Source organism: Streptomyces sp. NPDC057010, from assembly GCF_042673805.1.
In the GTDB taxonomy this organism is placed as follows: Bacteria; Actinomycetota; Actinomycetes; order Streptomycetales; family Streptomycetaceae; genus Streptomyces.
The window spans coordinates 52586-77141 of the sequence record NZ_JBHUSC010000034.1; the positions used below are offsets into that span (position 1 = coordinate 52586).

General features: G+C 73.2%; 17 protein-coding genes. 9 read left to right on the plus strand and 8 right to left on the minus strand.

Going from position 1 to position 24556, the window contains the following annotated elements; translation table 11 throughout:
- Nucleotides 1–58 precede the first annotated feature (58 nt).
- Together ACFTXQ_RS25145 and ACFTXQ_RS25150 are read left to right on the plus strand one after the other, a co-directional pair.
- Nucleotides 59–346, plus strand: a complete 288-nt coding sequence (locus ACFTXQ_RS25145) for a DUF2530 domain-containing protein (RefSeq protein ID WP_382644406.1) — start codon at nt 59–61, stop codon at nt 344–346.
- A 97-nt stretch (nt 347–443) separates the two neighbouring features.
- Nucleotides 444–2921 (plus strand): HAD-IC family P-type ATPase, encoded by a 2478-nt coding sequence (locus ACFTXQ_RS25150; protein WP_382644408.1) that lies wholly within the window; start codon nt 444–446, stop codon nt 2919–2921.
- A 7-nt stretch (nt 2922–2928) separates the two neighbouring features.
- Here the strand turns inward: ACFTXQ_RS25150 and ACFTXQ_RS25155 are convergent, their stop codons facing one another.
- The 5 genes from ACFTXQ_RS25155 to serC all read right to left on the minus strand — a co-directional run bounded on the left by ACFTXQ_RS25155 (nt 2929) and on the right by serC (nt 10370).
- On the minus strand, nt 2929–4161 hold the full coding sequence (locus tag ACFTXQ_RS25155) for an acyltransferase family protein (protein WP_382644410.1): 1233 nt from the start codon (nt 4159–4161) through the stop codon (nt 2929–2931).
- 152 nt (nt 4162–4313) lie between these two features.
- Entirely contained in the window at nt 4314–7469 is a 3156-nt protein-coding gene (locus tag ACFTXQ_RS25160; RefSeq protein WP_382644412.1) for a sacsin N-terminal ATP-binding-like domain-containing protein, read from the minus strand.
- Between the two features lie 71 nt (nt 7470–7540).
- Nucleotides 7541–8197 carry a class F sortase gene (locus tag ACFTXQ_RS25165; protein WP_382644414.1) on the minus strand — a complete coding sequence of 219 codons (657 nt, stop codon included), beginning with the start codon at nt 8195–8197 and terminating at the stop codon, nt 7541–7543.
- A complete protein-coding gene (locus tag ACFTXQ_RS25170; RefSeq protein ID WP_382644416.1) occupies nt 8190–8984 on the minus strand; it encodes a hypothetical protein in 795 nt (264 codons plus the stop codon). Before ACFTXQ_RS25170 ends, ACFTXQ_RS25165 begins: the two co-directional genes overlap by 8 nt.
- 267 nt (nt 8985–9251) lie before the next feature.
- Complete coding sequence (gene serC, locus ACFTXQ_RS25175) at nt 9252–10370, minus strand: phosphoserine transaminase (protein ID WP_382644418.1); 1119 nt, start codon at nt 10368–10370, stop codon at nt 9252–9254.
- 106 nt (nt 10371–10476) lie between these two features.
- On the opposite strand from serC, the gene ACFTXQ_RS25180 reads away from it, so the two are divergent.
- From ACFTXQ_RS25180 to ACFTXQ_RS25190, 3 genes are all read left to right on the plus strand, one after another.
- Nucleotides 10477–13605, plus strand: a complete 3129-nt coding sequence (locus tag ACFTXQ_RS25180; protein ID WP_382644440.1) for an FAD-binding and (Fe-S)-binding domain-containing protein — start codon at nt 10477–10479, stop codon at nt 13603–13605.
- 46 nt (nt 13606–13651) lie between these two features.
- A complete protein-coding gene (locus ACFTXQ_RS25185) occupies nt 13652–14617 on the plus strand; it encodes a DMT family transporter (RefSeq protein ID WP_382644419.1) in 966 nt (321 codons plus the stop codon).
- A gap of 644 nt (nt 14618–15261) precedes the next feature.
- Nucleotides 15262–15813, plus strand: coding sequence for a S1 RNA-binding domain-containing protein (locus ACFTXQ_RS25190; protein WP_382644421.1), 552 nt, complete (start codon nt 15262–15264; stop codon nt 15811–15813).
- Here the strand turns inward: ACFTXQ_RS25190 and ACFTXQ_RS25195 are convergent.
- On the minus strand, nt 15797–16138 hold the full coding sequence (locus ACFTXQ_RS25195) for a DoxX family protein (protein WP_382644423.1): 342 nt from the start codon (nt 16136–16138) through the stop codon (nt 15797–15799). The genes ACFTXQ_RS25190 and ACFTXQ_RS25195 overlap by 17 nt on opposite strands.
- Nucleotides 16139–16284: 146 nt before the next feature.
- On the minus strand, nt 16285–17907 hold the full coding sequence (locus ACFTXQ_RS25200; protein WP_382644425.1) for a CocE/NonD family hydrolase: 1623 nt from the start codon (nt 17905–17907) through the stop codon (nt 16285–16287).
- 292 nt (nt 17908–18199) lie between these two features.
- Here ACFTXQ_RS25200 and ACFTXQ_RS25205 point away from each other — a divergent pair, with 292 nt between their 5' ends.
- The 4 genes from ACFTXQ_RS25205 (at nt 18200) to ACFTXQ_RS25220 (ending at nt 24220) form a co-directional block, all read left to right on the plus strand.
- Entirely contained in the window at nt 18200–19000 is an 801-nt protein-coding gene (locus ACFTXQ_RS25205) for a TIGR03084 family metal-binding protein (protein WP_382644426.1), read from the plus strand.
- Nucleotides 19001–19071: 71 nt separating this feature from the next.
- The gene (locus ACFTXQ_RS25210) at nt 19072–20709 is read left to right on the plus strand and encodes an acyclic terpene utilization AtuA family protein (RefSeq protein WP_382644441.1); all 1638 of its coding nucleotides are present in this window, start codon (nt 19072–19074) and stop codon (nt 20707–20709) included.
- On the plus strand, nt 20706–22304 hold the full coding sequence (locus ACFTXQ_RS25215) for an acyl-CoA carboxylase subunit beta (protein ID WP_382644428.1): 1599 nt from the start codon (nt 20706–20708) through the stop codon (nt 22302–22304). Before ACFTXQ_RS25210 ends, ACFTXQ_RS25215 begins: the two co-directional genes overlap by 4 nt.
- An 8-nt stretch (nt 22305–22312) precedes the next feature.
- Nucleotides 22313–24220 (plus strand): biotin carboxylase N-terminal domain-containing protein, encoded by a 1908-nt coding sequence (locus ACFTXQ_RS25220; protein WP_382644430.1) that lies wholly within the window; start codon nt 22313–22315, stop codon nt 24218–24220.
- 13 nt (nt 24221–24233) lie between these two features.
- Here the strand turns inward: ACFTXQ_RS25220 and ACFTXQ_RS25225 are convergent.
- Nucleotides 24234–24556, minus strand: a 323-nt coding sequence (locus ACFTXQ_RS25225) for a zinc ribbon domain-containing protein (protein WP_382644432.1), incomplete at its 5' end; no start/stop codon positions are given.

Genomic DNA, 24556 nt, shown 5'->3' on the forward strand with positions numbered 1-24556 from the left:
CGAAGGAGCGTCCATCTCCGCGCGTAGACCCGGAATCGCCGCACCTAGACTGGGGGGCATGGCGAAATGGACTGCGAAGCACGAGGCTCCCGAGCCCCTCGAGGGCCCGGTCGTCGCGACCATCACGGGCGGCACGATCCTGTGGTTCGCCCTGTTCGTCGTCCAGCTCCCCTTCTACGGCTGGTTCGCCGACCGGGACCTGCTGTGGTGGGTCTGGACCTGCGCGGCCGGCGGTTTCCTCGGTCTGATCGGCATCTGGTACGTCCGGGGACGTGACGCGGCCCTCAAGCGGCACGCCGAGGCCGCTGCGCGGGCCGAGCGGGCCCCGCACCCGGACCGGTCCTAGCCCGGGGCCTACCAAGGGACGATTCGGGTCATCCCGAAGTCGGATCTTCGGACGTCTCGGCGGGTGAAGCGTTCGAACCGCCCGTACCGTCGAAAACATGACGCAGCGGGCGAAGATCGACAATGACGGGCCTGAGCCGAGCGACGCAGCGGGCGGCGGCACGGCCGGCATCGCCATCGACGCGGGAGCCGAGCTCGACCCGGTGCACCCCGTGCAGCCACCGGCCCCCAGGTTCAAGCCCGGCGGCCTGACGACCGCCGAGGTCGCCGAGCGCGTCGCACGCGGTGACGTCAACGACGTCCCCGTCCGCAGCAGCCGCTCCACCGCCGACATCGTCCGCGCCAACGTCTTCACCCGCTTCAACGCCATCATCGGCGTCCTCTGGGTGATCATGCTCTTCGTCGCGCCGATCCAGGACAGCCTCTTCGGCTTCGTGATCATCGCGAACACCGGCATCGGCATCATCCAGGAACTGCGCGCCAAGAAGACCCTCGACGGCCTCGCCGTCATCGGCGAGGCCAAACCGAGCGTGCGCCGCGACGGCCGCACCGCCGAGATCTCCACCTCCGAGATCGTCCTCGGCGACGTCATCGAACTCGGCCCCGGCGACAAGGTCGTCGTCGACGGCTCCGTCGGCGAGGCCGAGAGCCTGGAGATCGACGAGTCCCTGCTCACCGGCGAGGCCGACCCCGTCCTGAAGAAGCCCGGCGACCAGGTCATGTCCGGCTCCTTCGTCGTCGCCGGCGGCGGCGCGTTCATCGCCACCAAGGTCGGCCGCGAGGCCTACGCCGCCCAGTTGGCCGAAGAGGCCTCCCGCTTCACGCTCGTCCACTCCGAGCTGCGCTCCGGCATCTCCACCATCCTCAAGTACGTCACCTGGATGATGGTCCCGACCTCCATCGGCCTCGTCATCAGCCAGCTGATCGTCAAGGACTCCAACCTCAAGGACTCCATCGCCCGCACCGTCGGCGGCATCGTCCCGATGATCCCCGAAGGCCTCGTCCTGCTCACCTCCGTGGCCTTCGCGATCGGCGTCATCCGCCTCGGCCGCAAGCAGTGCCTGGTCCAGGAACTGCCCGCCATCGAGGGCCTGGCCCGCGTCGACGTCGTCTGCCTCGACAAGACCGGCACCCTCACCGAGGGCGGCATGGACGTCACCGAGCTCCGCCCGCTCGCCGGCGCGGAGCCCTCGTACGTCAAGAAGGTGCTCGGCGCCCTCGGCGAGTCCGACCCGCGGCCCAACGCCAGCCTCCAGGCGATCATCGACGCCTACCCCGACAGCGCGGAATGGCGCTGCACCGAGTCGCTGCCCTTCTCCTCCGCCCGCAAGTACAGCGGCGCCAGCTTCAGCGAGGGCGACGGCGAGAACAACACCTGGCTGCTCGGCGCCCCCGACGTCCTGCTGCCCGCCGGGGACCCGGCCCTCGACGAGATCAACGACCTCAACGAGCAGGGACTGCGGGTCCTCCTGCTGGCCCGCTCAGCCCGCGAGCTCGACGATCCGGCCGTGGCCACCGGCGTGAGGCCGACCGCCCTGATCGTCCTCGAACAGCGCCTGCGGCCCGACGCCGCCGACACCCTGCGCTACTTCGACGACCAGAACGTCCACGCCAAGGTCATCTCCGGCGACAACGCCATCTCGGTCGGGGCGGTCGCCGGCAAGCTCGGCCTGCCCGGCGCCGAGAACACCGTGGACGCCCGCAAGCTGCCCTCCGAGCAGGACGACATGGCGAAGGTCCTCGACGCCAATTCCGTCTTCGGCCGCGTCACCCCGCAGCAGAAGCGGGACATGGTCGGAGCCCTCCAGTCCAAGGGCCACACGGTCGCGATGACGGGCGACGGCGTCAACGACGTCCTCGCCCTCAAGGACGCCGACATCGGTGTTTCGATGGGCTCCGGCTCGGAGGCCACCCGCGCCGTCGCGCAGATCGTCCTCCTCAACAACAGCTTCTCGACCCTCCCCTCGGTGGTCGCCGAGGGCCGCCGCGTCATCGGCAACATCACCCGCGTCGCGACCCTCTTCCTCACGAAGACCGTCTACTCGGTCCTCCTCGCCATCCTGGTGGTCTGCTCGCAGGTCGAATACCCCTTCCTGCCCCGCCACCTCACCCTGCTCTCCACCCTCACGATCGGCATCCCGGCCTTCTTCCTGGCCCTGGCGCCCAACAAGGAGCGCGCGAAGCCGCACTTCGTGAAACGGGTGATGCGCTACGCGATCCCGGGCGGCGTCATCGCCGCGACGGCCACCTTCATCACCTACCTGATCGCCCGCGCCCACTACACCGGCCCCGACTCCCTCAAGGCGGAGACCAGCGCGGCCACCCTGGCCCTGTTCCTCACCTCGATGTGGGTCCTGGCGATCATCGCCCGCCCGTACACGTGGTGGCGGGTCGGCCTGGTCGGCGCGATGGGTGGCGCCTTCCTGATCGTCCTCGTCGTCCCCTGGCTCCAGGACTTCTTCCAGCTCAAGCTGGAGGGCGTGACGATGCCGTGGATCGCGGTCGCCATCGCGGCGGCCGCCGCGGCCCTGATCGAGTTCACCTTCCGATGGGTGGACCGCAGGTTCCCGGCGTAGGGGAGGGTCAGGCGACCGGTACGGGGTGCCGGCCCTCGGGGGCGGCGGCGCCGCCGAGGGGGGCCGGGGCCGAGGGGCGGCGGCCGAGGTCCTTCAGGCGCATGGCCGGGCGTTCCACCAGGTGCCAGGAGAGGACGGCCGCGAGGAGGGCGCCGCCCAGGGAGAGGGCCAGGTAGGCGGCGAAGCCCCAGCGGGTGGCGCCGAGGACGGCCAGGGACTGCTGGACGAGGAAGCCGTAGATGTAGATGCCGTACGAGTAGTCGTGCTTCGCCCCGATGCGCTGGAACGGCTTCGGCAGGCGGATGGCCAGCCAGAGGAGCAGGTAGCAGAAGGCCGGCACGCCCAGGGCGAAGAAGTAGCCGTAGTGCAGGGTCAGCGCGAACACGACGGCGCTCAGCGCCGCCAGGGGGGTGCTGACCGGTACGCGCTCCTTGTAGACCTCCAGCACGGCGCCGAGGGCGAAGGCGAAGCCCAGGTAGACCATGTAGTTCAGGTCGTGGGGGCCCATCAGCGGGATGTGCACCGCCCCGCCGTGGGCCGCCGTCGCGGGACCGGCGTTCAGGCGGTTGCCGAAGGCGTCGGCGACGACCAGTCCGCCCAGGACCACGGCCACCGCGAGGACGGTGCGGCGGGAGCGGACCAGTGAGCCGCCCAGGGCGAGCAGGGCGACCCCGAGGTAGCACAGGACCTCGTAGGCCAGGGACCACAGGGCGCCGTTCATCGCGCCGTTGTGGGTGAGCCCCTTGGCACTCGCCGTGTTCAGGATGTCGGATATGCCCCACTGGCCGATGCCGACGGCCCAGTTGGCCTCGACGTAGGCGAAGGGGCCCTGCGGGTGGTCCCAGAACCCGGCCGTGCTGCCGTGCTGGCGCCAGTACAGGAAGGGGGCCACGGCGAAGGCCGTGACGGCCATGCACACCCACAGGCCGGGCAGCAGCCGCAGCGCGCGGTGCCACAGGAAGCGGCCCACCGGGAGCCGGTTGCCGCTGCGCGTCACGAGGATGCCGGAGAGGAAGAAGAACCCGAAGACGGACATCTTCCCGAGGTCCGTCTGGCCCTGCGAGAAGCTGTGACCGAACTCACCGGTGCCGAAGCCGAGGATGCGCGCGTGCGAGACCACGACCGCGGAGGCCAGGAGCAGCCGCAGCAGTCCCAGGCTGTTGTTCCGTCCGGAGAACAGCTCGGAAACCCGCCCGTGGGACCACCCAACGCGGGGCGTGCGGGCTGATCTGTCGGGCATGACGCTCCCCCTGAACGATTCCCTGAGGGGGCGTTCTCTTCTGGCCGTCGCTCTATCGGTCGTACAAAGCAACGATCAGTCTGGGTCGGAGCCCCGCCGCCTGTCAAAGAAAACCCACAGGAAGCGGACGGCCACACCCGCCGGCACCGCGGTCAGTCGAACCAGCGGTCCCGGGCCAGTTCCGCCGTGCGCGACGGGTCCTCCAGGAGGGCCGCCACCTCGAAGCGGCGGGGCCACTGGCCCGCGGCCCAGGCCAGCCCCGCCGCCACGCCCTCCAGGGTTGCGGCGTGGAGGGTGCCGTCGGGAGTGCGGCGCCAGTCGAGTTCGGTGCCGCCCGCGACCAGCTCCTCGTGCTCCACGTAGGTGAGCGGAGTGGAGGGGCCCAGCAGGAGGAGGACCGACTCCGGTACGTCGTGCTCCTCGCCCGGGGTCGTGACCTCCGCGGGCACGGTTTCCGAGAGGCGGCGGACCTGGAGGAGGTCCGCCAGGTCGGCGGCCCGGGAGGGGGACACGGGCAGGAGGGGGAGGCCCTGCGTGAGGGGGAGCAGATCGGGGGCGTCCGCGATGACCGCGTCGGCCGCGTCCACGACCCGGGTGTTCCCGTCCACCACCGCGCGCAGCTCGTCGGGGAGGGTGACCTGCTCGGGGTCCAGGTCGGCGAGGGCGGTGTACAGGCCGTGCAGCTGCCGGCCGGTCACCTCGCGGTCCGGGTCCGCGAGGCGGCCCAGGAGCTCGGCCGCGCCGCCGGGCTCGTCCAGGAGGGCCGGCACGGTGGTCCGTACGCCCAGGGCGCGCAGCACCTGCTCGTCCTCGAAGCCGGTGGCGTCCGCGGAGGTGTAGAGGCCCTCCAGCAGCGGGTCGCCGCCCGCCGCGCGCAGGCCGGCCGGGCGGCGGCCGTCGAGGACGGGGTGGTCGCGCAGCCACCAGGCGGTGTACGGGCGCACGGACTGCGTGGTGCCGTCCGGGAGCAGGATCCGTACGGGCTGGGTCAGGGCGTCGCGCAGCGGGGGCTGCGCCAGCATCGCCAGGGCCTGGGGCCAGCAGTCGTCGTCGACCAGGTCGAGGTCCCGTACGGCGACCAGTTCCGTGGCCACCGGGGGGACCGGGAGGTCCGGGAGCTGGTCCAGGACGTCCTCGCACCACACGTCCACCGCGTCGAGCAGGCCCGCGTCGTCGGGCTCGGCGAAGTCCCCCTCGCGCGGTTCCAGTTCGTCGGGGTCGAGGACCACGTCGGTGGCGCGGACCAGCTGGAAGGCGGCCAGGACCCCGCAGGCGGTGAGGGTGTCGGCGTCCCAGCGGGCGGCCAGCTCGGCGTCCAGGTAGGGGATCTCGTCCTCGCGGATGACGGAGGCCAAGGGGCTGCCCGGGAGGAGGAGTTCGCCCGCCGGGGTCGGCTCGCCGTCCTCGTCGGGCAGGGCGAGCGCGCCCAGCCAGGGCTCGTCGCCCGGTTCCAGGCCGGCGTCGCGGACCAGGCCGAGGACCACGTCGGCCAGCTCGTCGGCGTCCAGGGTGTCGGCGTCCTCGTCCCAGATCTCCCCGGCGTCGAGGGAGGCGGCGACGGCGGCCCGCACCTGCGGGGTCGTCAGCACGGCCCGCGGCGTGGCGGGCAGCGCCCCGAGCTTCTCCAGCAGCGGGTGCGCCGCCTCCGGGTGGGCCACCTTCAGCCCCAGCCGGGCCAGGCTCTCGGGGGTGTCCGCGTAGGGGAGGAGGATGTGGCGCGGGCCGATCGTGGTGCGGCCGTCGGCCAGCGGCACGGGCAGGCCGGACAGCCGGTCCGGGTCCACCCCGGCGAGGCTGTCGTAGAGCCGGTGCCACCACTCGGGGGTCCGCTCGATGCCCGCGATCCGCTCGATGGCGTCGCCCAGCGGGAGCCGGCCCACGCCCAGGGTGCGCAGCTCGGCGCGGCGCTCCAGGCCGGCCGGGAGCAGGGTCGGCAGGACCTCGGCGAGGACCCGTACGGTGTCGGCGCCCGCGCCCTCCACGACCTCGGCCTCGAAGGGGCGCAGGGCGCTGCGTTCCTCCGCGTGCTCGGGCGGGGCGGCGGGGGCGAGGAAGGCCGTACGGGGGAGCCGGCCGAGGACGGCGGCGCGCAGCGCCCCGTCCAGGGGGCCCTTGCCGAGCGGGCCGGGGACCAGGTCGACGAGGGCGGGGCTCACCGGGTCCCAGGCGCCGAGGAGTTCGGCGTACGCGTCGGCCGCGCGCTCCACCAGGAAGTCGGTCAGCGGCCCCGGGGCGGGGTGCCGGCGGGTGGTGTCCAGCGGCAGGGTCGCGATGAGCAGGGCCGGGATGCCGAGGGGCTCGTCGGTGGGGGTCGGCGCGTGCACGACGGGCGCGGTGGCCGGGCGCAGCGGGGCGCCGTCGGTGTCGACGGGCACGGCCCAGGACACCGACCAGGCGGGCCGCAGCCGTTCCTCCACGGGCCGGTCGGCGAGCAGGGCGCGCTCGATGGGGCCGCCGTGGCGGACGGTGCGCCAGCAGTTGGTGCCCGTACGGGAGTCCTCGATGACGGTGTACGGGCCCTCGTCGCGGCGGTGGAGGGTGCGGGTGCCGGCCGGGGTCTCGATGACGACCTCGTGCAGGCCCGGGAGGGTGAGGAGGAGGGCGTCGTCGATGCCGGCCAGCAGCCGTTCGGCGAGGTCCTCGGCGGCGGCGTCGCGCAGCGGGAGGACCACGACGGTGTCGTAGCCCTCGGGGGCGGAGCCCTCGGCGGGCAGGGGCAGGCGCAGCAGCGGTACGTGGCCGTCGCGGCGGCGCAGCTCGTCGCCGAGGCCGGGGCTGCCGACGGCGGCGTCCCGGGCCAGTTCGCGGGCCTCGGCGAGGGACCAGCGGACGCCCCCGTGGCGGCCGAGGACGGCGGGCTCGTCGGAGACGGCGAGGACGGCGGCGAAGCCGACGCCGAAGCGGCCGACGGTGTCGGAGGAGCCGGAGGCCCCGTCGGCCGGTCCGGTGGGCTCCCGCTTGGCGGAGGCGCGCAGGGTCGACAGCGACTCCACTCCGGTCGCGTCCAGCGGGGCACCGGTGTTGGCGACGGCCAGCACCGCGTGCCCGGGGTCCGCGGGGCCGGCGGGGTGCAGGGTGAGCCGCATCCGGCCCGGAACGCGGGCCCGCGCGGCGGCGTCGGCGGCGTTCTGCGCCAGCTCGACGACGAGCCGGTCGCGGTAGCCGCCGAGCGCCAGGTCCTCCTCGGCGTTGGCGTCCTCGCGGAACCGGGACGGGCCCGCGCCCCACGCGTCGAGGACCCCGCGCCGCAGCCGGGCCGTGCCGAAGGGGTCCACGCCGCTCTGGGCCGCCGTCACTCGCACGTTCACGCCGCTGCCTCCAAGATGTGCTGGGCACTGATGCTCCTGCCCCGAACGTCCTGAAGGTATCGCGTATACCCCTAGGCCTTGCCCGTGAGGTGGGCGAACACCACGACGTTGGCATCCCAGTGGCGGTCGGCGGTGAGGTTGCCGCCGCAGGTGATCAGGCGGAGCTCGGCCTTGCCGTGGGTGTCCCCGTAGACCCTGTCGGTGGGGAAGGCGTCCTTCTTGAAGGTGTCGACCTCGTCGACGGCGAAGACGGCGGTGGTGCCGTCGGTGCGGTGGACCTCGATCCGCTGGTCCTTCTTCAGGGTCTTGAGGTTGAAGAAGACGGCCTTGGGGGCCTTCGGGGTGTCCATGTGGCCGACGATCGCGGCGGCGCCGGGCTCGCCGGGGGTGGGGCCGTCCTTGTACCAGGCCGCGTCGTCGGGTTTGGCGAAGTCCGGCTCCTGCATGACCCCCTGGGAGTCGAGGCCGACGCGGTCGAGCGGGGCGTCCACCCCGATGCCGGGGATGTCGATGCGGTCCGGTACGGACGGGGGGAGGGAGGCGGCGGCCGCCGCCGCGTTGACGGGGTCCCCGCCTCCGGCCTTGGCGTCGGCGCCCGCGGAGCAGCCGGAGGCGAGGGCGACGGCGAGGGCCGAGGCCCCCGCCAGGGCGGCCGCGCGGCGTGCGCGGGCGCCCCGGCGGGGCGTGGTGGCGGTCGCCGTGGCGGACCCGGGGGCGGACTCAGACATTGGTGGTCTCGGGGACGTAACCGACGGGCGCCTCGCCGGTGTTCACGGAGCCCTTCGGCTTCTTGTGCTCGCTCGGCTTCAGCGGCTGCGGCTTCGGCTGCGGCTTCACGTCGGGGTTGCCCTTGCCCTCGGTGGAGAACTTGACCGTGTCGAACTGCTTGCCGCCCGCGTACGCCTGGACGCCGTAGTAGCCCGTCTTGACGTCCTTGGCGACGGTCGCGGTGCCGGTCCAGGTGCCCTTGCCGTCGCCCTTCAGGTTGACCTGGCCGCCGAACGCGTCGGACTTCACGAAGGCGTTCTTCTCGCCCGCGCCGGTCTTGATGGTGACGACGACCTTGTCGCCGGGCCGGCCGAAGTCGGTGGACAGGCTCACGCTGGACGCCGACGGGGTGGGCTTGCCGCCCTTCTTGACGGTCAGCTGCGCGGTCGCCTGGAGCTTGCCGCCGTCGGGGCCGGTGCCGGTCAGGTAGACGCCGTAGGTGCCGTCGGCGACGTCGGCGACCGTGGCGGTGCCGCCCCTGCCGTCCGTCATCTTCACGTCGGCCAGGGCCTTGGAGGAGACGGACAGGTTCGTCGAGCCGTCCGGGACGTCCATCTGGAAGGTGAGGGAGTCGCCGGGCTTGGCGCCGGCGGCGGAGAGGTGCAGGTGCGCGGGGGCCGCGTGCGCGCTCGCGCTCGCCGACTTCGTCGGGGACGGGGTGGCGTCGGCGGCGAAAGCGGTCGCGGTGCCGCCGAGGGCCATCGACGAGGCGAGGGCGATCGCCGAGAGGGTGAGTGCCTTGCGCATGGGATTTCCTCCTGAACGGGCCGGGTTTTTCCCGGCACACCAGACATGAGGGACATCCTGGGCGGCTTGGTTGCGGGCCGGCGGCGGGGCCGGGGAGCGGCCGCCGAAGGTCCCGCGGCATAAAGGCGCAGGCGGCGAGGGGGGATGGGATGTTCCGTTTGCTGGCTCTTTGCCCCGATTTTTGGGACCAAGGTCCCGGGCCACGCCACCGGGGAAACGCCAGAGCCCCCGGTGACACGAGGTCACCGGGGGCTCTGGCGGCTGTCCTTAGAGCTTCTCGATCACGTAGTCGATGCAGGCCGTCAGCGCCTGCACGTCTGCCGGGTCGATCGCCGGGAACATCGCGATGCGGAGCTGGTTGCGGCCGAGCTTGCGGTACGGCTCGGTGTCCACGATGCCGTTGGCGCGCAGCACCTTGGCGATCGCCGCCGCGTCGATGTCGTCCGAGAAGTCGATCGTGCCGATGACGGCGGAGCGCTTGTCGGCGTCCACGACGAACGGGTTCGCGTACTTCGACGCCTCCGCCCAGCCGTACAGGTTGCGCGCGCTGGCCGCCGTACGGCCGGTCGTGAACTCCAGACCGCCCTGGCTGTTCATCCACCGCAGCTGCTGGTCGAGCAGGAAGAGGGTGGAGAGCGCCGGGGTGTTGTACGTCTGGTTCTTCAGCGAGTTGTCGATCGCCGTCGGCAGCGAGAAGAACTCCGGGACGTGCCGGCCGGAGTCGTGCACGCGCTGGGCGCGCTCCAGGGCCGCCGGGGAGAACGCCGCCAGCCACAGGCCGCCGTCCGAGGCGAAGGACTTCTGCGGGGCGAAGTAGTAGACGTCGGTCTCGGTGATGTCCACCGGCAGGCCGCCGGCGCCCGAGGTCGCGTCCACCAGGACGAGGGACCCGGCGTCGGCGCCCGCGACGCGCTTGATCGGCGCCGCGACACCCGTCGAGGTCTCGTTGTGGGTGTACGCGTACACGTCCACGCCCGCCTCCGCCACCGGCTCGGGGTGCGTGCCCGGGTCGGAGGAGATCACGGAGGGCGCGTCCAGCCACGGCGCGAGCTTCGCGGCCTTGGCGAACTTGGAGGAGAACTCGCCGAAGGTCAGGTGCTGGGACTTCTGCTCGATCAGCCCGTGGGTCGCGATGTCCCAGAAGGCGGTGGAGCCGCCGTTGCCCAGGATCACCTCGTAGCCCTCGGGGAGGGAGAAGAGGTCCCGGAGCCCCTGGCGCACCGAGCCGACCAGGTTCTTGACCGGGGCCTGGCGGTGTGAGGTTCCGAGCAGGGAGGTTCCGGTGGCGGCGAGGGCGTCCAGCGCCTCGGTCCGCACCTTGGAGGGGCCCGCGCCGAAGCGTCCGTCGGCGGGCTTGATGTCAGCGGGAATCTGGATCTCAGCCACGAGCGGAGCGTATCCGGTCGGAGTCCGAGGGTTGGAGGCGCGTCCACCCGATGAGACGCATGTCGGCGGTGGCAGGCTGGGCGCCGTGACGTCATCCGGGGCATCCGTGCGCGAACTCGAACGGGCATTGCGGTCGAACCTGCGCGGGGAGGTGGATTTCGGCGCCGCCGCCCGCGCGCTGGTGACCATGGACGCCTCGAACTACCGGCGGGTCCCGCTCGGCGTGGTCGCCCCGCGCGACGCCGAGGACGTGGGGGCCGCGCTGCGCGTGTGCGCCGACGCCGGGGTGCCGGTCGTGCCCCGGGGCGGCGGGACCTCCATCGCCGGCCAGGCGACCGGGGTGGGCGTGGTCCTCGACCTCACCCGGCACATGAACGCCCTGGTCTCGGTGGACGCGGCCGCCCGCACGGCCGTCGTCCAGCCGGGACTCGTCCTCGACCGGCTGCGGGACGCGGTACGCCCGTACGGGCTGACCTTCGGCCCGGACCCCTCCACCCACTCCCGCTGCACCCTCGGCGGGATGATCGGCAACAACGCGTGCGGGGCCCACTCGGTGGCCTGGGGGACCACCGCGGACAACGTCGCCGAGCTCGCGGTGACGGCGTACGGCGGCTCCTCGTACCGGATCGGCACGGGCTGGGAAGGGGCTCCGGCGGGGCTGCGGGAGCTGGTCGCCGGGAACCTGGCGGTGCTGCGGACCGGCCTGGCAGGGGGGTTCTCGCGCCGCATCTCCGGCTACGGAGGCCTGGACGCGCTGCTTCCGGAGCGGGGGGTGGAACTGGCCCGGGCGTTCTGCGGGAGCGAGGGCACGCTCGGGGTGGTGACGGAGGCGGTGGTGCGCCTGGTGGAAGCGCCGCGCGCGCCGGTGCTCGTGGTGCTGGGCTACGCCGACGAGAGCGCGGCGGCCGACGCGGCGGCGGGGCTGCTGGGGCACGGCCCGCTGACGGTGGAGGGGATGGCGGAAGACCTGGTCAGGGGCGCCGGGGCGGCCGGGCTGCCGCGGGGGCGGGCCTGGCTGTTCGTGGAGATGCGGGACGCGGGCGCGGCGCGCGCCCTCGTACGGGCCGCCGACGCGGTGGACGCGGCGGTGGTCACGGACCCGGCGGGGCAGCGGGCGCTGTGGCGGATCCGGGAGGACGCGGCGGGCACGGCGACGCGGATGCCTGACCATTCCATGGCGTGGCCGGGGTGGGAGGACTGCGCGGTGCCGCCGGCCCGGCTGGGGGCGTACCTGCGCGAGTTCCGCGCCCTGCTGGCGGAGCACGGGCTGCGGGGGTCCCCGTACGGGCACTTCGGCGAGGGCTGCGTTCACGTACGGATCGACTTCGACCTGGCGTCGGCGGCGGGCGTGGCGCGCTTCCGCGCGTTCTCCTCCGACCTGGCGGACCTGGTCGTCTCCCACGGGGGCTCGCTGTCGGGCGAGCACGGGGACGGGCAGGCGCGGGCGGAGCTGCTGCCGCGGATGTACGGCCCGTCGGTCATCGCGCTGTTCGGCGCGTACAAGGACGTGTGGGACCCGGCGGGCGGGATGAACCCGGGGATGCTGGTCCGGCCGGCCCGGCTCGACGAGAACCTCCGCTTCGAGGTGCTGCCGGACACCTCGCTGGCGCGGGAGGTCGCGAAGTGCGTCGGCGTCGCGAAATGCCGGTCGACGGACGCGGGCGGCGCGGCGGCGGTCATGTGCCCGTCGTACCGGGCCACGGGGGAGGAGCAGCACTCCACGCGGGGCCGGGCCCGGCTGCTGCACGAGATGCTGGCGGGCGAGGTGGTCACCGGCGGCTGGCGCTCGCCGGAGGTCGCGCAGGCGCTGGACCTGTGCCTGGGCTGCAAGGGCTGCCTCAGCGACTGCCCGGTGGGGGTCGACATGGCCACCTACAAGGCGGAGTTCCTCCACCACCACTGGTCGGGCCGCGTCCGCCCCCTGTCCCACTACATCCTGGGCGGCCTCCCGGCCTGGCTCCGCGCCATCACGGCCCTGGGCCTGCGCCGCCCGGCGAACGCGGCGTCCCGCCACCTGGGTGTCCCGGGCCTGACCCGCGAACGCCCCCTCCCACCCCTGGCCCCGAAACCGCTGACGCGGAGCCTTCGGGGTACGAGTACTGCGGCGACCCCGTCGCCCCATCCAGCCTCGCCGGCGTTTGAGGCGCGGGGTCTGGGGCGCCCGGTTGGGGTTGTGGCGTCGGATGCCGGTGCCGGTACGAGTACTGGGGCGGCCCCGTTGGCAGATCCAGCCTCGCCGGCGTTTGAGGCGCGGGGTCTGGGGCGGAGCCCCAGTTTCGGGAAGGGGCGGGCTGGGGAAAGCCGCCCGCAGGGCCCGGCCCCGGCGCCCGAGCCCGGCTCCGCTTCCGGCGCGGCTTCGGCGCCTGCGCCCGGCCCTGCTTCCGAGCCCGGCCCTGCTTCGGCGTCCGGCCCCGCTTCCGGCCCTGCTTCGGCGTCCGCGTCCGGCCCTGCTTCCGAGCCCGGCCCGGCTTCGGCGCCTGCGCCCGGCCCCGCTTCGGCGGCCGCGGTCGCCGTCGGCGTCATCCTCTGGCCCGACACCTTTACCGAGCACCTGGCCCCCGAGACCGGCCGCGCAGCGGTACGTGTGCTGGAGGCCGCCGGCCTCACCGTCGCCCTCCCCCGGGGACGGGTGTGCTGCGGCCTGACCTACCTCTCCACCGGCCGTCTCGACCGCGCCCGCAAGGTGCTCCGCCGCACCCTGGACACCGTGGGCGACGTACGGGCCCCCGTGCTCGTCCTCGAACCCAGCTGCGCCGCGGCCCTCCGCGCCGACCTCCCCGCCCTGCTCCCCGACGACCCCCGCGCCGCCCGCCTGGCGGCGGCCGTGCGGACCTTCGCCGAGACGCTGGAGGAGTACGCCCCGGACTGGGAGCCGCCCCGCCTCGACCGGCCGGTCGTCGGCCAGACCCACTGCCACCAGCACGCCGTGCTCGGCGACGCCGCCGACCGCCGCCTGCGCGAGCGCGCCGGTCTGACCGGCACGCTCAGCGGCGGCTGCTGCGGCCTCGCCGGGAACTTCGGCTTCGAGCCGGGCCACCACGCCGTGTCGGTGGCGTGCGCCGAGGAGCAGTTGCTGCCGGCCCTGCGCGAGGCCCCGCAGGACGCCCTGGTCCAGGCGGACGGCTTCTCCTGCCGCACCCAGATCGCCCAGCTGGGCGGCGGGACCCGGGCCCGGCACCTGGCCGAGCTGCTGGCGGACGGGCTGCCGGACCCCTTGCGGGGGAGCGAGTTGTAAGGCAAGACACGCAGCGACACTCCTTACGAGCACCTAGTCTGGAGGAATGACCGCGCCCACGCCCGCCTCCGCCTCCACGCCCCACCCCGGACCCGCGCCCGTGCCCGCGTCCACCCCCGCCGGGTCCGCCCCCGGGTCGGCGCCCGCCGCCGGCCCCGCCGCCCGGTTCGGCCCGGTGGCCCTGGTGATCTCGGCCGGCATCTCGGTGCAGTTCGGCGCCGCCCTCGCGGTCATGATCATGCCGAAGGCGGGCGCGGCCGGCGTGGTCACGCTGCGCCTCGCGGCCGCCGCCCTCGTGCTGCTGCTCCTGTGCCGGCCCAAGCTGCGCGGCTACTCCCGCTCCGACTGGGGCACGGTCGTCACCTTCGGCCTCACCCTGGCCGGGATGAACGGCCTCTTCTACCAGGCGGTGGACCGCATCCCGCTCGGCCCGGCCGTCACCCTGGAGGTCCTCGGGCCGCTCGCCCTGTCGGTCATCGTCTCCCGCCGCCTGGTGAACCTCCTCTGGGCCGGCCTCGCCCTGGCCGGCGTGGTGCTCCTCTCCGGCCACGGCGGTGGCGGCGGCTTCGGCGCCCTCGACCCGGCGGGCGCCGCCTTCGCGCTCGGAGCGGGCGCGATGTGGGCGGCGTACATCGTGTTCAGCGCCCGTACCGGCCGCCGCTTCCCGCAGGCGGACGGCCTGGCCCTGGCGATGGCGGTGGCCGCGCTGATCTCGCTGCCGCTGGGCGTGATCGAGGCCGGCTCGGCCCTCCTCGTGCCGAGCACCCTCGCCCTGGGCGTCGGCGTGGCCGTCCTGTCCTCCGTACTCCCGTACACCCTGGAACTGCTCGCCCTGCGCCGGCTCCCCGCGCCGACGTTCGCGATCCTGATGAGCCTCGAGCCGGCCATCGCGGCCACGGCCGGGTTCCTGGTCCTGAACCAGGCCCTTTCCGCCCTGGATGCCCTGGCCATCGCCCTCGTGATCGCGGCGAGCATGGGCGCGGTCCGCTCCCAGAGCCGCAGGCGGCGGTAAGGGTTTCGTCGGGCGGGGGCACGACCCCCTCTCACCGCCGCTCCGACGCGGTGGTTGCCCACCCGCCACCCTCGGTGGCGAGACCGGGCATTGGCGAATTCGGCGAGCGGGGTGGCTCAGGCATGCCGGGGGCGGCTTCGGGGGTCGGGGGACCGTTGATCGTGGTCAGGGAGGGTTTGGGGGTTTCCCGTCAGTCCCAGGGTCTCTCCGGTTCGGTCCGGTCCCTCAAGGGCGCTTCTCCGTCGCGTCGCTTCGCGATGGCCTGCGGCCACCCTTGACCGACCGGCCCGAACCGGAAAGACAAGGACTGCCGGGAAGCCCCCAAAGGAACGGGCCGGGTCAGAGCCACATGCCCGGGGCGGCCAGGGAGCCGCGAGCCCCCTCCCCGAGTCCGGCCAAGGACCACCACCGACTCATCGGAAGCCGTCATCGCGTCAGATCGCTACGCGCTTCCCTCGGCTCGGCGTCTGCGGCCCGTCTGGGGCTGGGACGCGTCAGATCGCTACGCGCTTCGCTCGGATTGGCGTCTGCGGTCCCTCTGGGGCTGGTCCTTGGGCCCGGAGGGCGGTTCGAGCCGTCATGACTTTGGCCGGAGCCGACGTCCCGTTGCCATTTGTCTGGTGGGTGGCTGAGTCTGGCTCCCAATGGCTGCCATCGAGAACCCAGAGCTCTGGGCGTTCCTGACTTCCCTGCAACGCGGCGAGATGCTTTCGGGCACGGTCGCGGCAGTCGAGCAGTTCGGTGTCTTCGTAGACCTGGATGACGGTCCGGACCACCCCGTATACCCGGGCGTCGGGTTCATTACGATCCCTGAAGTGTCCTGGCGCCGCTTCGAAGCGGCTTCGGACATCGTTCGGGTCGGGCAGCGCGTCTCCTGCGAGTTCCTTCAGTTCGACACGCGGAACGGAGAGGCCAGGCTGTCCTTGCGGTCCACGCAGCCCGACCCGTTCCAGGTGTTCGCCGACGGTGTTGCGGTGGGGCAGACACTGGTTGGGCGAGTCACCAAACTGGTTCCCTTCGGCGCGTTTGTTCTCGTCGCCGAAGGGATCGAAGGGCTGGTCCACTCTGCGGATCCCGCAGGGCCGCAACAGGCTGTTGGTCAGGTTGGCGACCAGGTCAGGGTGGTCGTCACGGAGATTGATCGAATGGGGCGCAGGCTGGCTCTCGCCGTGCTCCGGTTCAGAAGCCGAGGGTGAGGGCTGCGATGGCGGGGGCGGCGTAGATGACGGGGAAGATGGCGTGGCCGTAGGCGCGGGCGCGGATGACGGTGATGACGGCGCCGGTGAAGTAGAGGGCCAGGCCGATGGCGGCGGCGATGCCGATGGCCGGGATGAAGAGGCCGGTGACGAGGCCGACCGCGCCGGCGAGCTTGGCGGTGGCGAGCAGGTTCCACCAGCTGCGGGGGACGCCGTACTGGGCGAGCGGCTCGACGGTGAACTTGGCGCCGAAGAAGATCGAGGCGCCGGAGAAGCCGGCCATGAAGGCGGCGATGAGGGTGACGACGGTGGCGGTGGTGGACATGGCTCGTGCTCCTGTCGGGCGGTGAGTTGCTCTTGCTTCAATGACCCGCCGGGTGAGGGGAGTGTGACCGTGTCCGTGAAGTTTTTTTGCCCGCCTCGTTGAGTACGGTGCCGTCCGGCCGGCCGCTGGGGCCGGCCGGGGCCCGGTCAGCCCAGGGGGAGGTCCAGGTATGAGGGCGTCAGGTCGGGTGAGGTGAAGGCCAGCGTGGCGCGGGGCAGGTTGGCGTCGCCGTAGAAGGGGTCGCGGGCGTCGATCACCAGCATCAGCCGGTGGCCGCGCGGCACGTCGTACGCCGTGGCCTGGAGCTCGATGTCCGCGCTGATCAGGCTGTCGGGCGGGGAGTCGAGGTTCGTGTACGGGGCGTGCGTGACGATGTGGGCCGTGCCGTCGGGCGCCGCGTCGAGGAGGTACGCGACGAACGTGGAGCCGGGGTTCGCCGCCCGGTAGGTGACGCGGAGCTTCGGCGTGCCCCGCAGCCGGGTGGTCTCCGTGGCCGGCGCGGCAGTCCATACGGCGGCGACGGTGCGGTCGATCTCGTCCGTCGGGTACACCTTCGGGCGGCCGGCCATCTCGGCGTAGCCGGAGGTCACCACGGTGTCGGCGACGGTCGCCGGGGTGTCCACCCCGCACAGCACGGTCGCCGTCCAGCCGGCCTCGGGCTGCTCGGCCAGTTCACCGCCGCCCGCCAGGTGCAGCCGGTGAATGTGCTCCGTGAGGGAGGGCCAGGTCGGGCGGGGTTCGAGGGTTCGGCTCCACATGGTCTCGCTGAGTACCTGGTCTTCGTCGGCGACGCCGTTGTCGATTCCCCTGAGGTGGTGGTCGAACCAGCGGTGGGCCTCCGTCCAGATCCGGTTGGGCAGGCCGAGCAGGCCCGAGGCCTCGGGGCCGGAGTGGTCGCCTATGGAGAGGGCGAGCCGTTTGGGACCGGTCAGTTCGTTGAACATCTTCAGGGTCTGGTTGGACGGGAAGAGCGTCTCGTGCCAGGCGTGGGAGAAGAAGACCGGTACCTGGCGGCGGTTGAGCTCCTTGATGTGGGTGAAGGGCGAGCGCTGCTCCGCCCAGCGCAGGGTGCCCTGGACGTCGCGGTTGGCGAGGACGTTGTCGAAGACGCTCTGCGTCTGCGGGCTCAACCGCGCCTTCGCGGCCGCGGCGAGCAGGGCCCGTACGGCGGCGACGTGGCGGGTGGAGTTCTCGTAGAACGCCTCCCCGAGGTCCCCCCAGCTGCTGAGCGCGACGACGGCGGCGATGCGGGTGTCGTGCGCGGCGACCAGCTGGCTGATGCCCGAGCCGTACGAGTCCCCGAGGAAGCCGATCTTCGTGACCGGGCCGGCGGTGCGCTCGATGAGGTGGTCCAGGGCGCGGCTGCCGTCGGCGATGTCGAGCGGGCCGGCCACCTCGACCTGGCCCTCGGAACCGGCGAATCCGCGGGTGGAGTAGGCGAGGACGTTGTAGCCGCGGGCCGCGAAGAGGGTGGCCTGGACGGCGTACGCGAGCCAGCCCAGGCTGGTCCAGGGCGAGGGCATCACGATCAGCGGGCGCGGCTGGGGCCCGGTGTGGCGCCAGAGGGCGGCGTCGAGCAGGTCCCCGTCGGCGCCGGCCACCTTGCCGCGGGTGAAGACGGCCACGGAGCGCAGCTCGGCGACCTCGGCGGCGCGGGCGGGGGCGAGGCCGGTGACGTCGCCGCTCTCCAGGGCGGTGACGAAGGCGCCGAGCGCGGTCGAGTCGAGTTCGGGGTAGAGGGAGAAGGGGGTGCGGGCGGCTGGAGTCACGTCGGTTCATCCTCTGCGTCGAGTGACATGAACGTGCTGCGTGCGCCCGGGCCCGGAGCGGAACGTCCAGTATCGACGGGACATCCGGTGACGTATCGCGAGTTTCCGGCTTACGGCCTGAATCACCCCCCGGGGGGTGGGTTGGCGGCGTGGTGCGGCAACTCCCGGGCAGGATTCGGCCGTTGGGGGCTGTGGCGGGAACGTGCCGCCTTCCGAAGAAACCATGCAAGCGTGCTTGATTGTTTTTGTGGAGGCTGCCAGTCTTCCCCTCACGCCGAGAGGGGAGCCAGCCGTGCCCGATCCGTCCGCAGCAGCCGTCTTCGTCGATCTGAGCGAGGAGGGGCGTGAGTTGGATGATCTTCTCGCCGTGTTGGAGGATCCCGACTGGGCCCGGCCCACCCCCGCGCCCCGCTGGAGCATCGCCCACCAGATCGCCCACCTGCACTGGACCGACCGGGCCGCGCTGCTCTCCCTCACCGACCCGACAGGCTTCGGCCGCATGGTCGAGGAGGCCCTCGAAGCCCCCGACTCCTTCGTCGACGAAGGCGCCGAAGAGGGCGCGAAGCTGCCGCCCGCCGAACTCCTCGCCCGCTGGCGGGCCGGGCGCGCCGCCCTCGGCGCGGCGCTCGCCGGGGCCTCGCCCGACACCCGGTTCCCCTGGTACGGGCCGCCGATGAAGGCCGCCTCGATGGCCGGCGCCCGGCTGATGGAGACCTGGGCGCACGGCCAGGACGTCGCCGACGCCCTCGGCGTACGCAGAACCCCGACCGCGCGGCTGCGGCACGTGGCGCGCATCGGCGTACGGGCCCGGGACTACGCCCATGCCGTGCGCGGACTGCCCGCGCCGGAGGGGGAGTTCCGGGTGGAGCTCACGGCGCCCGACGGCTCGCAGCGGTGGGAGTTCGGCCCGGCGGACGCCCCGCAGCGCATCACCGGGCCGGCGCTCGACTTCTGCCTGCTGGTCACCCAGCGCGCCCACCGCGCCGACCTCGCCCTCACGGCCACCGGCCCCGACGCCGACCGCTGGCTCGACATCGCCCAGGCCTTCGCGGGCCCGGCCGGTCCGGGCCGCGAGCCGGGGGCGGCACGGTGACCGGCCGCCGTCCGCTGCGCATCGGCAACGCCTCGGGCTTCTACGGGGACCGCTTCGACGCCCTGCGCGAGATGCTCACCGGCGGCCCGCTGGACGTGGTGACCGGGGACTACCTGGCCGAGCTGACCATGCTGATCCTCGGCCGCGACCGCCTGAAGAACCCGGACCTGGGCTACGCCAAGACCTTCCTGCGGCAGTTGGAGGAGGGGCTCGGGCTCGCGCACGAGCGGGGCGTACGGATCGTGGCGAACGCCGGCGGCCTGAACCCGGCCGGGCTGGCCGATGCCGTACGGGCGTTGGCGGCCAAGGTGGGCGTCCCGGTCTCGGTCGCGCACGTCGAGGGCGACGACCTGATGCCGTACGAGGAGGGGGCGCTGACGGCCAACGCCTACCTCGGCGGCGCCGGGATCACCGCCTGCCTGCGGGCCGGCGCCGACGTGGTCGTGACCGGCCGGGTCACGGACGCGGCCCTGGTCAGCGGCCCGGCCGCGTGGTGGTTCGACTGGGCGCCGGAGGACTACGACCGGCTGGCGGGGGCGGTGGTCGCGGGCCACGTCCTGGAGTGCGGAACCCAGGCCACCGGCGGCAATTACTCCTTCTTCACCGCACACGACGTCCGGCGGCCGGGGTTCCCGCTGGCCGAGATCGCGGAGGACGGCTCGGCGGTCATCACCAAGCATCCGGGGACCGGCGGGGTGGTCTCGGTGGGCACGGTGACCGCGCAACTCCTGTACGAGACCCAGGGCGTCCACTACCTCGGCCCGGACGTGACGGCCCGCCTCGACACGGTCCGGCTCGCCCCGGACGGAGGGCCGGACCGGGTGCGGATCTCGGGTGTGCGGGGTGAAGCGCCGCCGCCCGCGCTCAAGGTGGGCGTGACGCGGATCGGCGGCTGGCGCAACGAGGTCGTCTTCGTCCTGACCGGCCTGGACATCGAGGCCAAGGCGGCCCTGGTACGGGCGCAACTGGCCGGGGTCCTGGAGGGCGTGGCCGACGCCGCCTGGACCCTGTCCCGCACGGACCACGAGGACGCGCCGACGGAGGAGACGGCCAGCGCCCTCCTCCGCCTGGTGGTCCGGGACCCCTCCCCTGACCGGGTGGGCCGCGCCCTGACCTCGACGGCCGTCGAACTGGCCCTGGGCAGCTACCCGGGCTTCCACGTCACCGCACCGCCGGGGCCGGCCCAGCCGTACGGGGTCTTCGCCTCCTCCCTGATTTCAGCGGCCTCGGTCCCCCACGAGGCGGTCCTGCCGGACGGCACCCGCCTCCCGATCCCCGCTGCGCGGAGCCCCGGTTTCGGGAAGGGGCGGGTAGGGGAAAGCCCCGCAGGGCCCACCACCCGCGCCCCCCTCGGGGCGGTGGCCGGGGCACGCAGCGGCGACAAGGGCGGGGACGCCAACGTCGGCGTGTGGGTGGAGACCGACGCCGCCTGGGACTGGCTGCACAGCACCCTCACGGTGGAGACCCTCCAGACCCTGCTCCCCGAAACCCGCGCCCTCCCCGTGACCCGCCACGCCCTCCCGCACCTCAGGGCCCTGAACTTCACCGTCACCGGCCTCCTCGGCGACGGCGTCGCCTCCGGCCACCGCTTCGACCCCCAGGCCAAGGCCCTCGGCGAATGGCTCCGCGCCCGCCACCTCGACATACCGACGCACCTCCTGCCGACCCTGCCGCCCCGGCCGCCCGCCCCGGAGGGGACCCGCCCATGACCCGCCTCGCCACCACCGTCGACCCGCACGCCCCCGAGCACGCCCAGGCCCGTACCGCCGCCCTGGAACGCCTCAACGCCCTGGACGCCGAGCACGCCAAAGCCCTCGCCGGCGGCGGCGAGAAGTACACCGCCCGCCACAAGGCCCGCGGCAAGCTCCTCGCCCGCGAGCGCATCGAGCTGCTCCTCGACCCGGACACCCCGTTCCTGGAACTGTCCCCGCTCGCCGCCTGGGGCAGCGACTACCCCGTCGGCGCCTCCATGGTCACCGGCATCGGCACGGTCGAGGGCGTCGAATGCCTGGTCACCGCCAACGACCCCACCGTCCGCGGTGGCGCCTCCAACCCCTGGACCCTGAAGAAGGCGCTGCGGGCCAACGAGATAGCCCGCCAGAACCGGCTCCCCTGCATCAGCCTCGTGGAATCCGGCGGCGCCGACCTGCCCTCCCAGAAGGAGATCTTCATCCCGGGCGGCGCCATCTTCCGCGACATCACCCGCCTGTCGGCCGAGGGCATCCCCACCATCGCCGTCGTCTTCGGGAACTCCACCGCCGGAGGCGCGTACATCCCCGGCATGTCCGACCACACCATCATGATCAAAGACCGCTCCAAGGTGTTCCTCGGCGGCCCGCCCCTGGTCAAGATGGCCACCGGCGAGGAGAGCGACGACGAGTCCCTCGGCGGAGCCGACATGCACGCCCGCACCTCCGGCCTCGCCGACTACTACGCCCTCGACGAGCACGACGCGATCCGCCAGGCCCGCCGCGTCGTCGCCCGCCTGAACCACCGCAAGCCGTACGCCGATCCGCCGAAGGCCGAAGAGCCCCTGTACGACCCCGAGGAACTCCTCGGCATCGTCCCGCCGGACCTGAAGACCCCCTTCGACCCCCGCGAGGTCATCGCCCGCATCGTCGACGCCTCCGACTTCGACGAGTTCAAGCCGCTCTACGGCACCAGCCTCGTCACCGGCTGGGCCACCCTCCACGGCTACCCGGTCGGCATCCTCGCCAACGCCCAAGGGGTGCTGTTCAGCGCCGAGTCGCAGAAGGCCGCCCAGTTCATCCAGCTCGCCAACCAGCGCGACATCCCCCTCCTCTTCCTCCACAACACCACCGGCTACATGGTCGGCAAGGAGTACGAGCAGGGCGGCATCATCAAGCACGGCTCGATGATGATCAACGCGGTCTCCAACTCCCGCGTCCCCCACCTCTCCGTCCTGATCGGCGCCTCCTACGGAGCCGGCCACTACGGCATGTGCGGCCGCGCCTACGAGCCCCGGTTCCTCTTCGCCTGGCCCAGCGCCAAGTCCGCCGTCATGGGCCCGCAGCAACTGGCGGGGGTGCTGTCCATCGTGTCCCGGCAGTCCGCCGCCGCCAAGGGACAGCCGTACGACGAGGTGGCAGACGCCGGGATGCGGGCCTTCGTCGAGGCGCAGATCGAGTCCGAGTCCCTGCCGATGTTCCTGTCCGGGCGGCTGTACGACGACGGGGTCATCGACCCGCGCGACACCCGTACCGTCCTCGGCCTGTGCCTCTCGGCCGTCCACAACGCCCCCGTCGAGGGCGCCCGTGGCGGCTTCGGCGTCTTCCGGATGTGAGCCCGCAGATGACCATCACCTCTCTCCTCGTCGCCAACCGCGGCGAGATCGCCGTCCGGATCTTCCGGACCGCCCGGGCGCTGGGCCTGGACACGGTCGCCGTGCACTCCGACCCCGACGCCGACGCCCTGCACGTCCGCACCGCCGACGCGGCCGTACGCCTGCCCGGCGCTACCCCCGCCGACACCTACCTGCGCGGTGACCTGATCATCAAGGCCGCCCTGGCCGCGGGGGCCGACGCCGTCCACCCCGGCTACGGCTTCCTCTCCGAGAACGCCGACTTCGCCCGCCAGGTCCGGGCCGCCGGTCTCACCTGGATCGGCCCGCCGCCCGAGGCCATCGAGGCCATGGCCTCCAAGTCCCGGGCCAAGGAACTGGTGCGCGCCGCCGGTGTCCCCCTCCTCGAACCCGTCGACCCGGCCACCGCCACCTCCGCGGACCTGCCCCTCCTCCTCAAGGCCGCGGCCGGGGGCGGCGGCCGCGGGATGCGCGTGGTCCGCGAACTCGACGACCTCAAGGAGGCCCTCGACGCGGCCTCCGCCGAGGCCCGTTCCGCCTTCGGTGACGGCGAGGTCTTCGCCGAGCCGTACGTGGAGCGCGCCCGTCACGTCGAGGTCCAGATCCTCGCCGACACCCACGGCACCGTGTGGGCGCTCGGCACCCGCGACTGCTCCCTCCAGCGGCGCCACCAGAAGGTCATCGAGGAAGCCCCCGCGCCCGGACTCCCCGAAGCCCTGCGCACCACGCTCCACGAGGCCGCCGTCGCCGCCGCCCGCGCGGTCTCCTACGAGGGCGCGGGCACGGTCGAGTTCCTCGTCACCGCCGACGGCCGCCCCTGCTTCCTGGAGATGAACACCCGGCTCCAGGTGGAACACCCCGTTACCGAAGCCGTCTTCGGCCTCGACCTCGTCGCCCTCCAGCTGCGCATCGCCGCAGGTGCGGCCCTGCCCCTCTCGCCCCCGCAGCCCGGCGGCCACGCCGTCGAGGCCCGCCTCTACGCCGAGGACCCGGCCCAGGACTGGCGCCCCCAGACCGGCGTCCTGCACACCCTCGCCGTCCCCGGCGCCGTCCGCGTCGACACCGGCTTCACCGACGGGGACACCGTCGGCATCCACTACGACCCCATGCTCGCCAAGGTCATCGCCCATGCCGCCACCCGCGCCGAGGCCGTCCGCATCCTCGCCCACGCCCTGGCCGGGGCCCGGATCCACGGCCTGACCACCAACCGCGAGCTGCTCGTACGGTCCCTGCGGCACCCGGAGTTCACCGCCGCACAGCTCGACACCGGCTTCTACGACCGCCACCTCACCGCCCTCACCGCCGAGGCCCCGGACGCCACCCTGTCCGCCCTCGCGGCCGCCCTCGCCGACGCCGCCCCCGGCCCGGACGCCCCGCTCGCCGCCCGCCTGGGCGGCTGGCGCAACGTCCGCTCGCAGCCGCAGACCCGCCGCTACACCGCGGCCGGCACCGAGTACGAGGTCCAGTACCAGCCCGTGAACCACCCCGGAGTCCGGGTCCTGGCCGCCGAACCCACCCTCGTGACGCTCGAAGTCGAGGGAATCCGACGCGTGTTCCACGTGAAACAAAATTCGAACAAGTCAGAGCTCTACGTCGATTCACCCCTCGGTGCCCACACCCTCACCCCCGTCCCCCGGTTCGAGGACCCCCAGGACCGCACCGAACCGGGCTCCCTGCTCGCCCCCATGCCCGGCACCGTCGTCCGCGTCGCCGAGGGCCTCGCCCCCGGCAGCCCCGTCACCGCCGGGCAGCCCCTGCTCTGGCTGGAGGCCATGAAGATGGAACACCGCATCCTCGCCCCCGCCTCCGGCACGCTCACCGCGCTCCACGCCGCCACCGGCCAACAGGTCGAGTTCGGCGCCCTGCTCGCCGTAGTCCAGGAGGAACCGCAATCTTGACCTCTTCACCTCCCTAGCGGGAGGGGATTCCCATCCTCGCGGGTGGGGTTTCCTGCTTCACCACGGACCGCCCCGACCGAGAGGAGGACTCCCGTTGAGGTCTTACACCCGTTCCACAGGCAGCAACCGCCAGCCCGGCGGCCAGGAGATTCACAGCAGCGTTCCCGTCCCGGTCATGGGCCGTCCCGCAGCTCTCGCACGTCCACTCCCGGACGTTGAGGGACATCTTGGGGGCGAGGGAGCCGCAGGCCGAGCACAGGTGTGTGCTGGGGAACCACCGGCTGACGGTGACCAGCCGACGCCCGTACCAGGCCGCCTTGTACTCCAGCATGGTCC

What these genes read in the sequence shown, in the direction of transcription:
- ACFTXQ_RS25145 (WP_382644406.1), top strand. Translation starts at nt 59, where the DNA reads ATGGCGAAATGGACTGCGAAGCACGAGGCTCCCGAGCCCCTCGAGGGC.
- ACFTXQ_RS25150 (WP_382644408.1), top strand. Translation starts at nt 444, where the DNA reads ATGACGCAGCGGGCGAAGATCGACAATGACGGGCCTGAGCCGAGCGAC.
- ACFTXQ_RS25155 (WP_382644410.1), bottom strand. Translation starts at nt 4,161, where the DNA reads ATGCCCGACAGATCAGCCCGCACGCCCCGCGTTGGGTGGTCCCACGGG.
- ACFTXQ_RS25165 (WP_382644414.1), bottom strand. Translation starts at nt 8,197, where the DNA reads ATGTCTGAGTCCGCCCCCGGGTCCGCCACGGCGACCGCCACCACGCCC.
- ACFTXQ_RS25170 (WP_382644416.1), bottom strand. Translation starts at nt 8,984, where the DNA reads ATGCGCAAGGCACTCACCCTCTCGGCGATCGCCCTCGCCTCGTCGATG.
- ACFTXQ_RS25185 (WP_382644419.1), top strand. Translation starts at nt 13,652, where the DNA reads ATGACCGCGCCCACGCCCGCCTCCGCCTCCACGCCCCACCCCGGACCC.
- ACFTXQ_RS25190 (WP_382644421.1), top strand. Translation starts at nt 15,262, where the DNA reads ATGGCTGCCATCGAGAACCCAGAGCTCTGGGCGTTCCTGACTTCCCTG.
- ACFTXQ_RS25195 (WP_382644423.1), bottom strand. Translation starts at nt 16,138, where the DNA reads ATGTCCACCACCGCCACCGTCGTCACCCTCATCGCCGCCTTCATGGCC.
- ACFTXQ_RS25210 (WP_382644441.1), top strand. Translation starts at nt 19,072, where the DNA reads ATGCTCACCGGCGGCCCGCTGGACGTGGTGACCGGGGACTACCTGGCC.
- ACFTXQ_RS25215 (WP_382644428.1), top strand. Translation starts at nt 20,706, where the DNA reads ATGACCCGCCTCGCCACCACCGTCGACCCGCACGCCCCCGAGCACGCC.
- ACFTXQ_RS25220 (WP_382644430.1), top strand. Translation starts at nt 22,313, where the DNA reads ATGACCATCACCTCTCTCCTCGTCGCCAACCGCGGCGAGATCGCCGTC.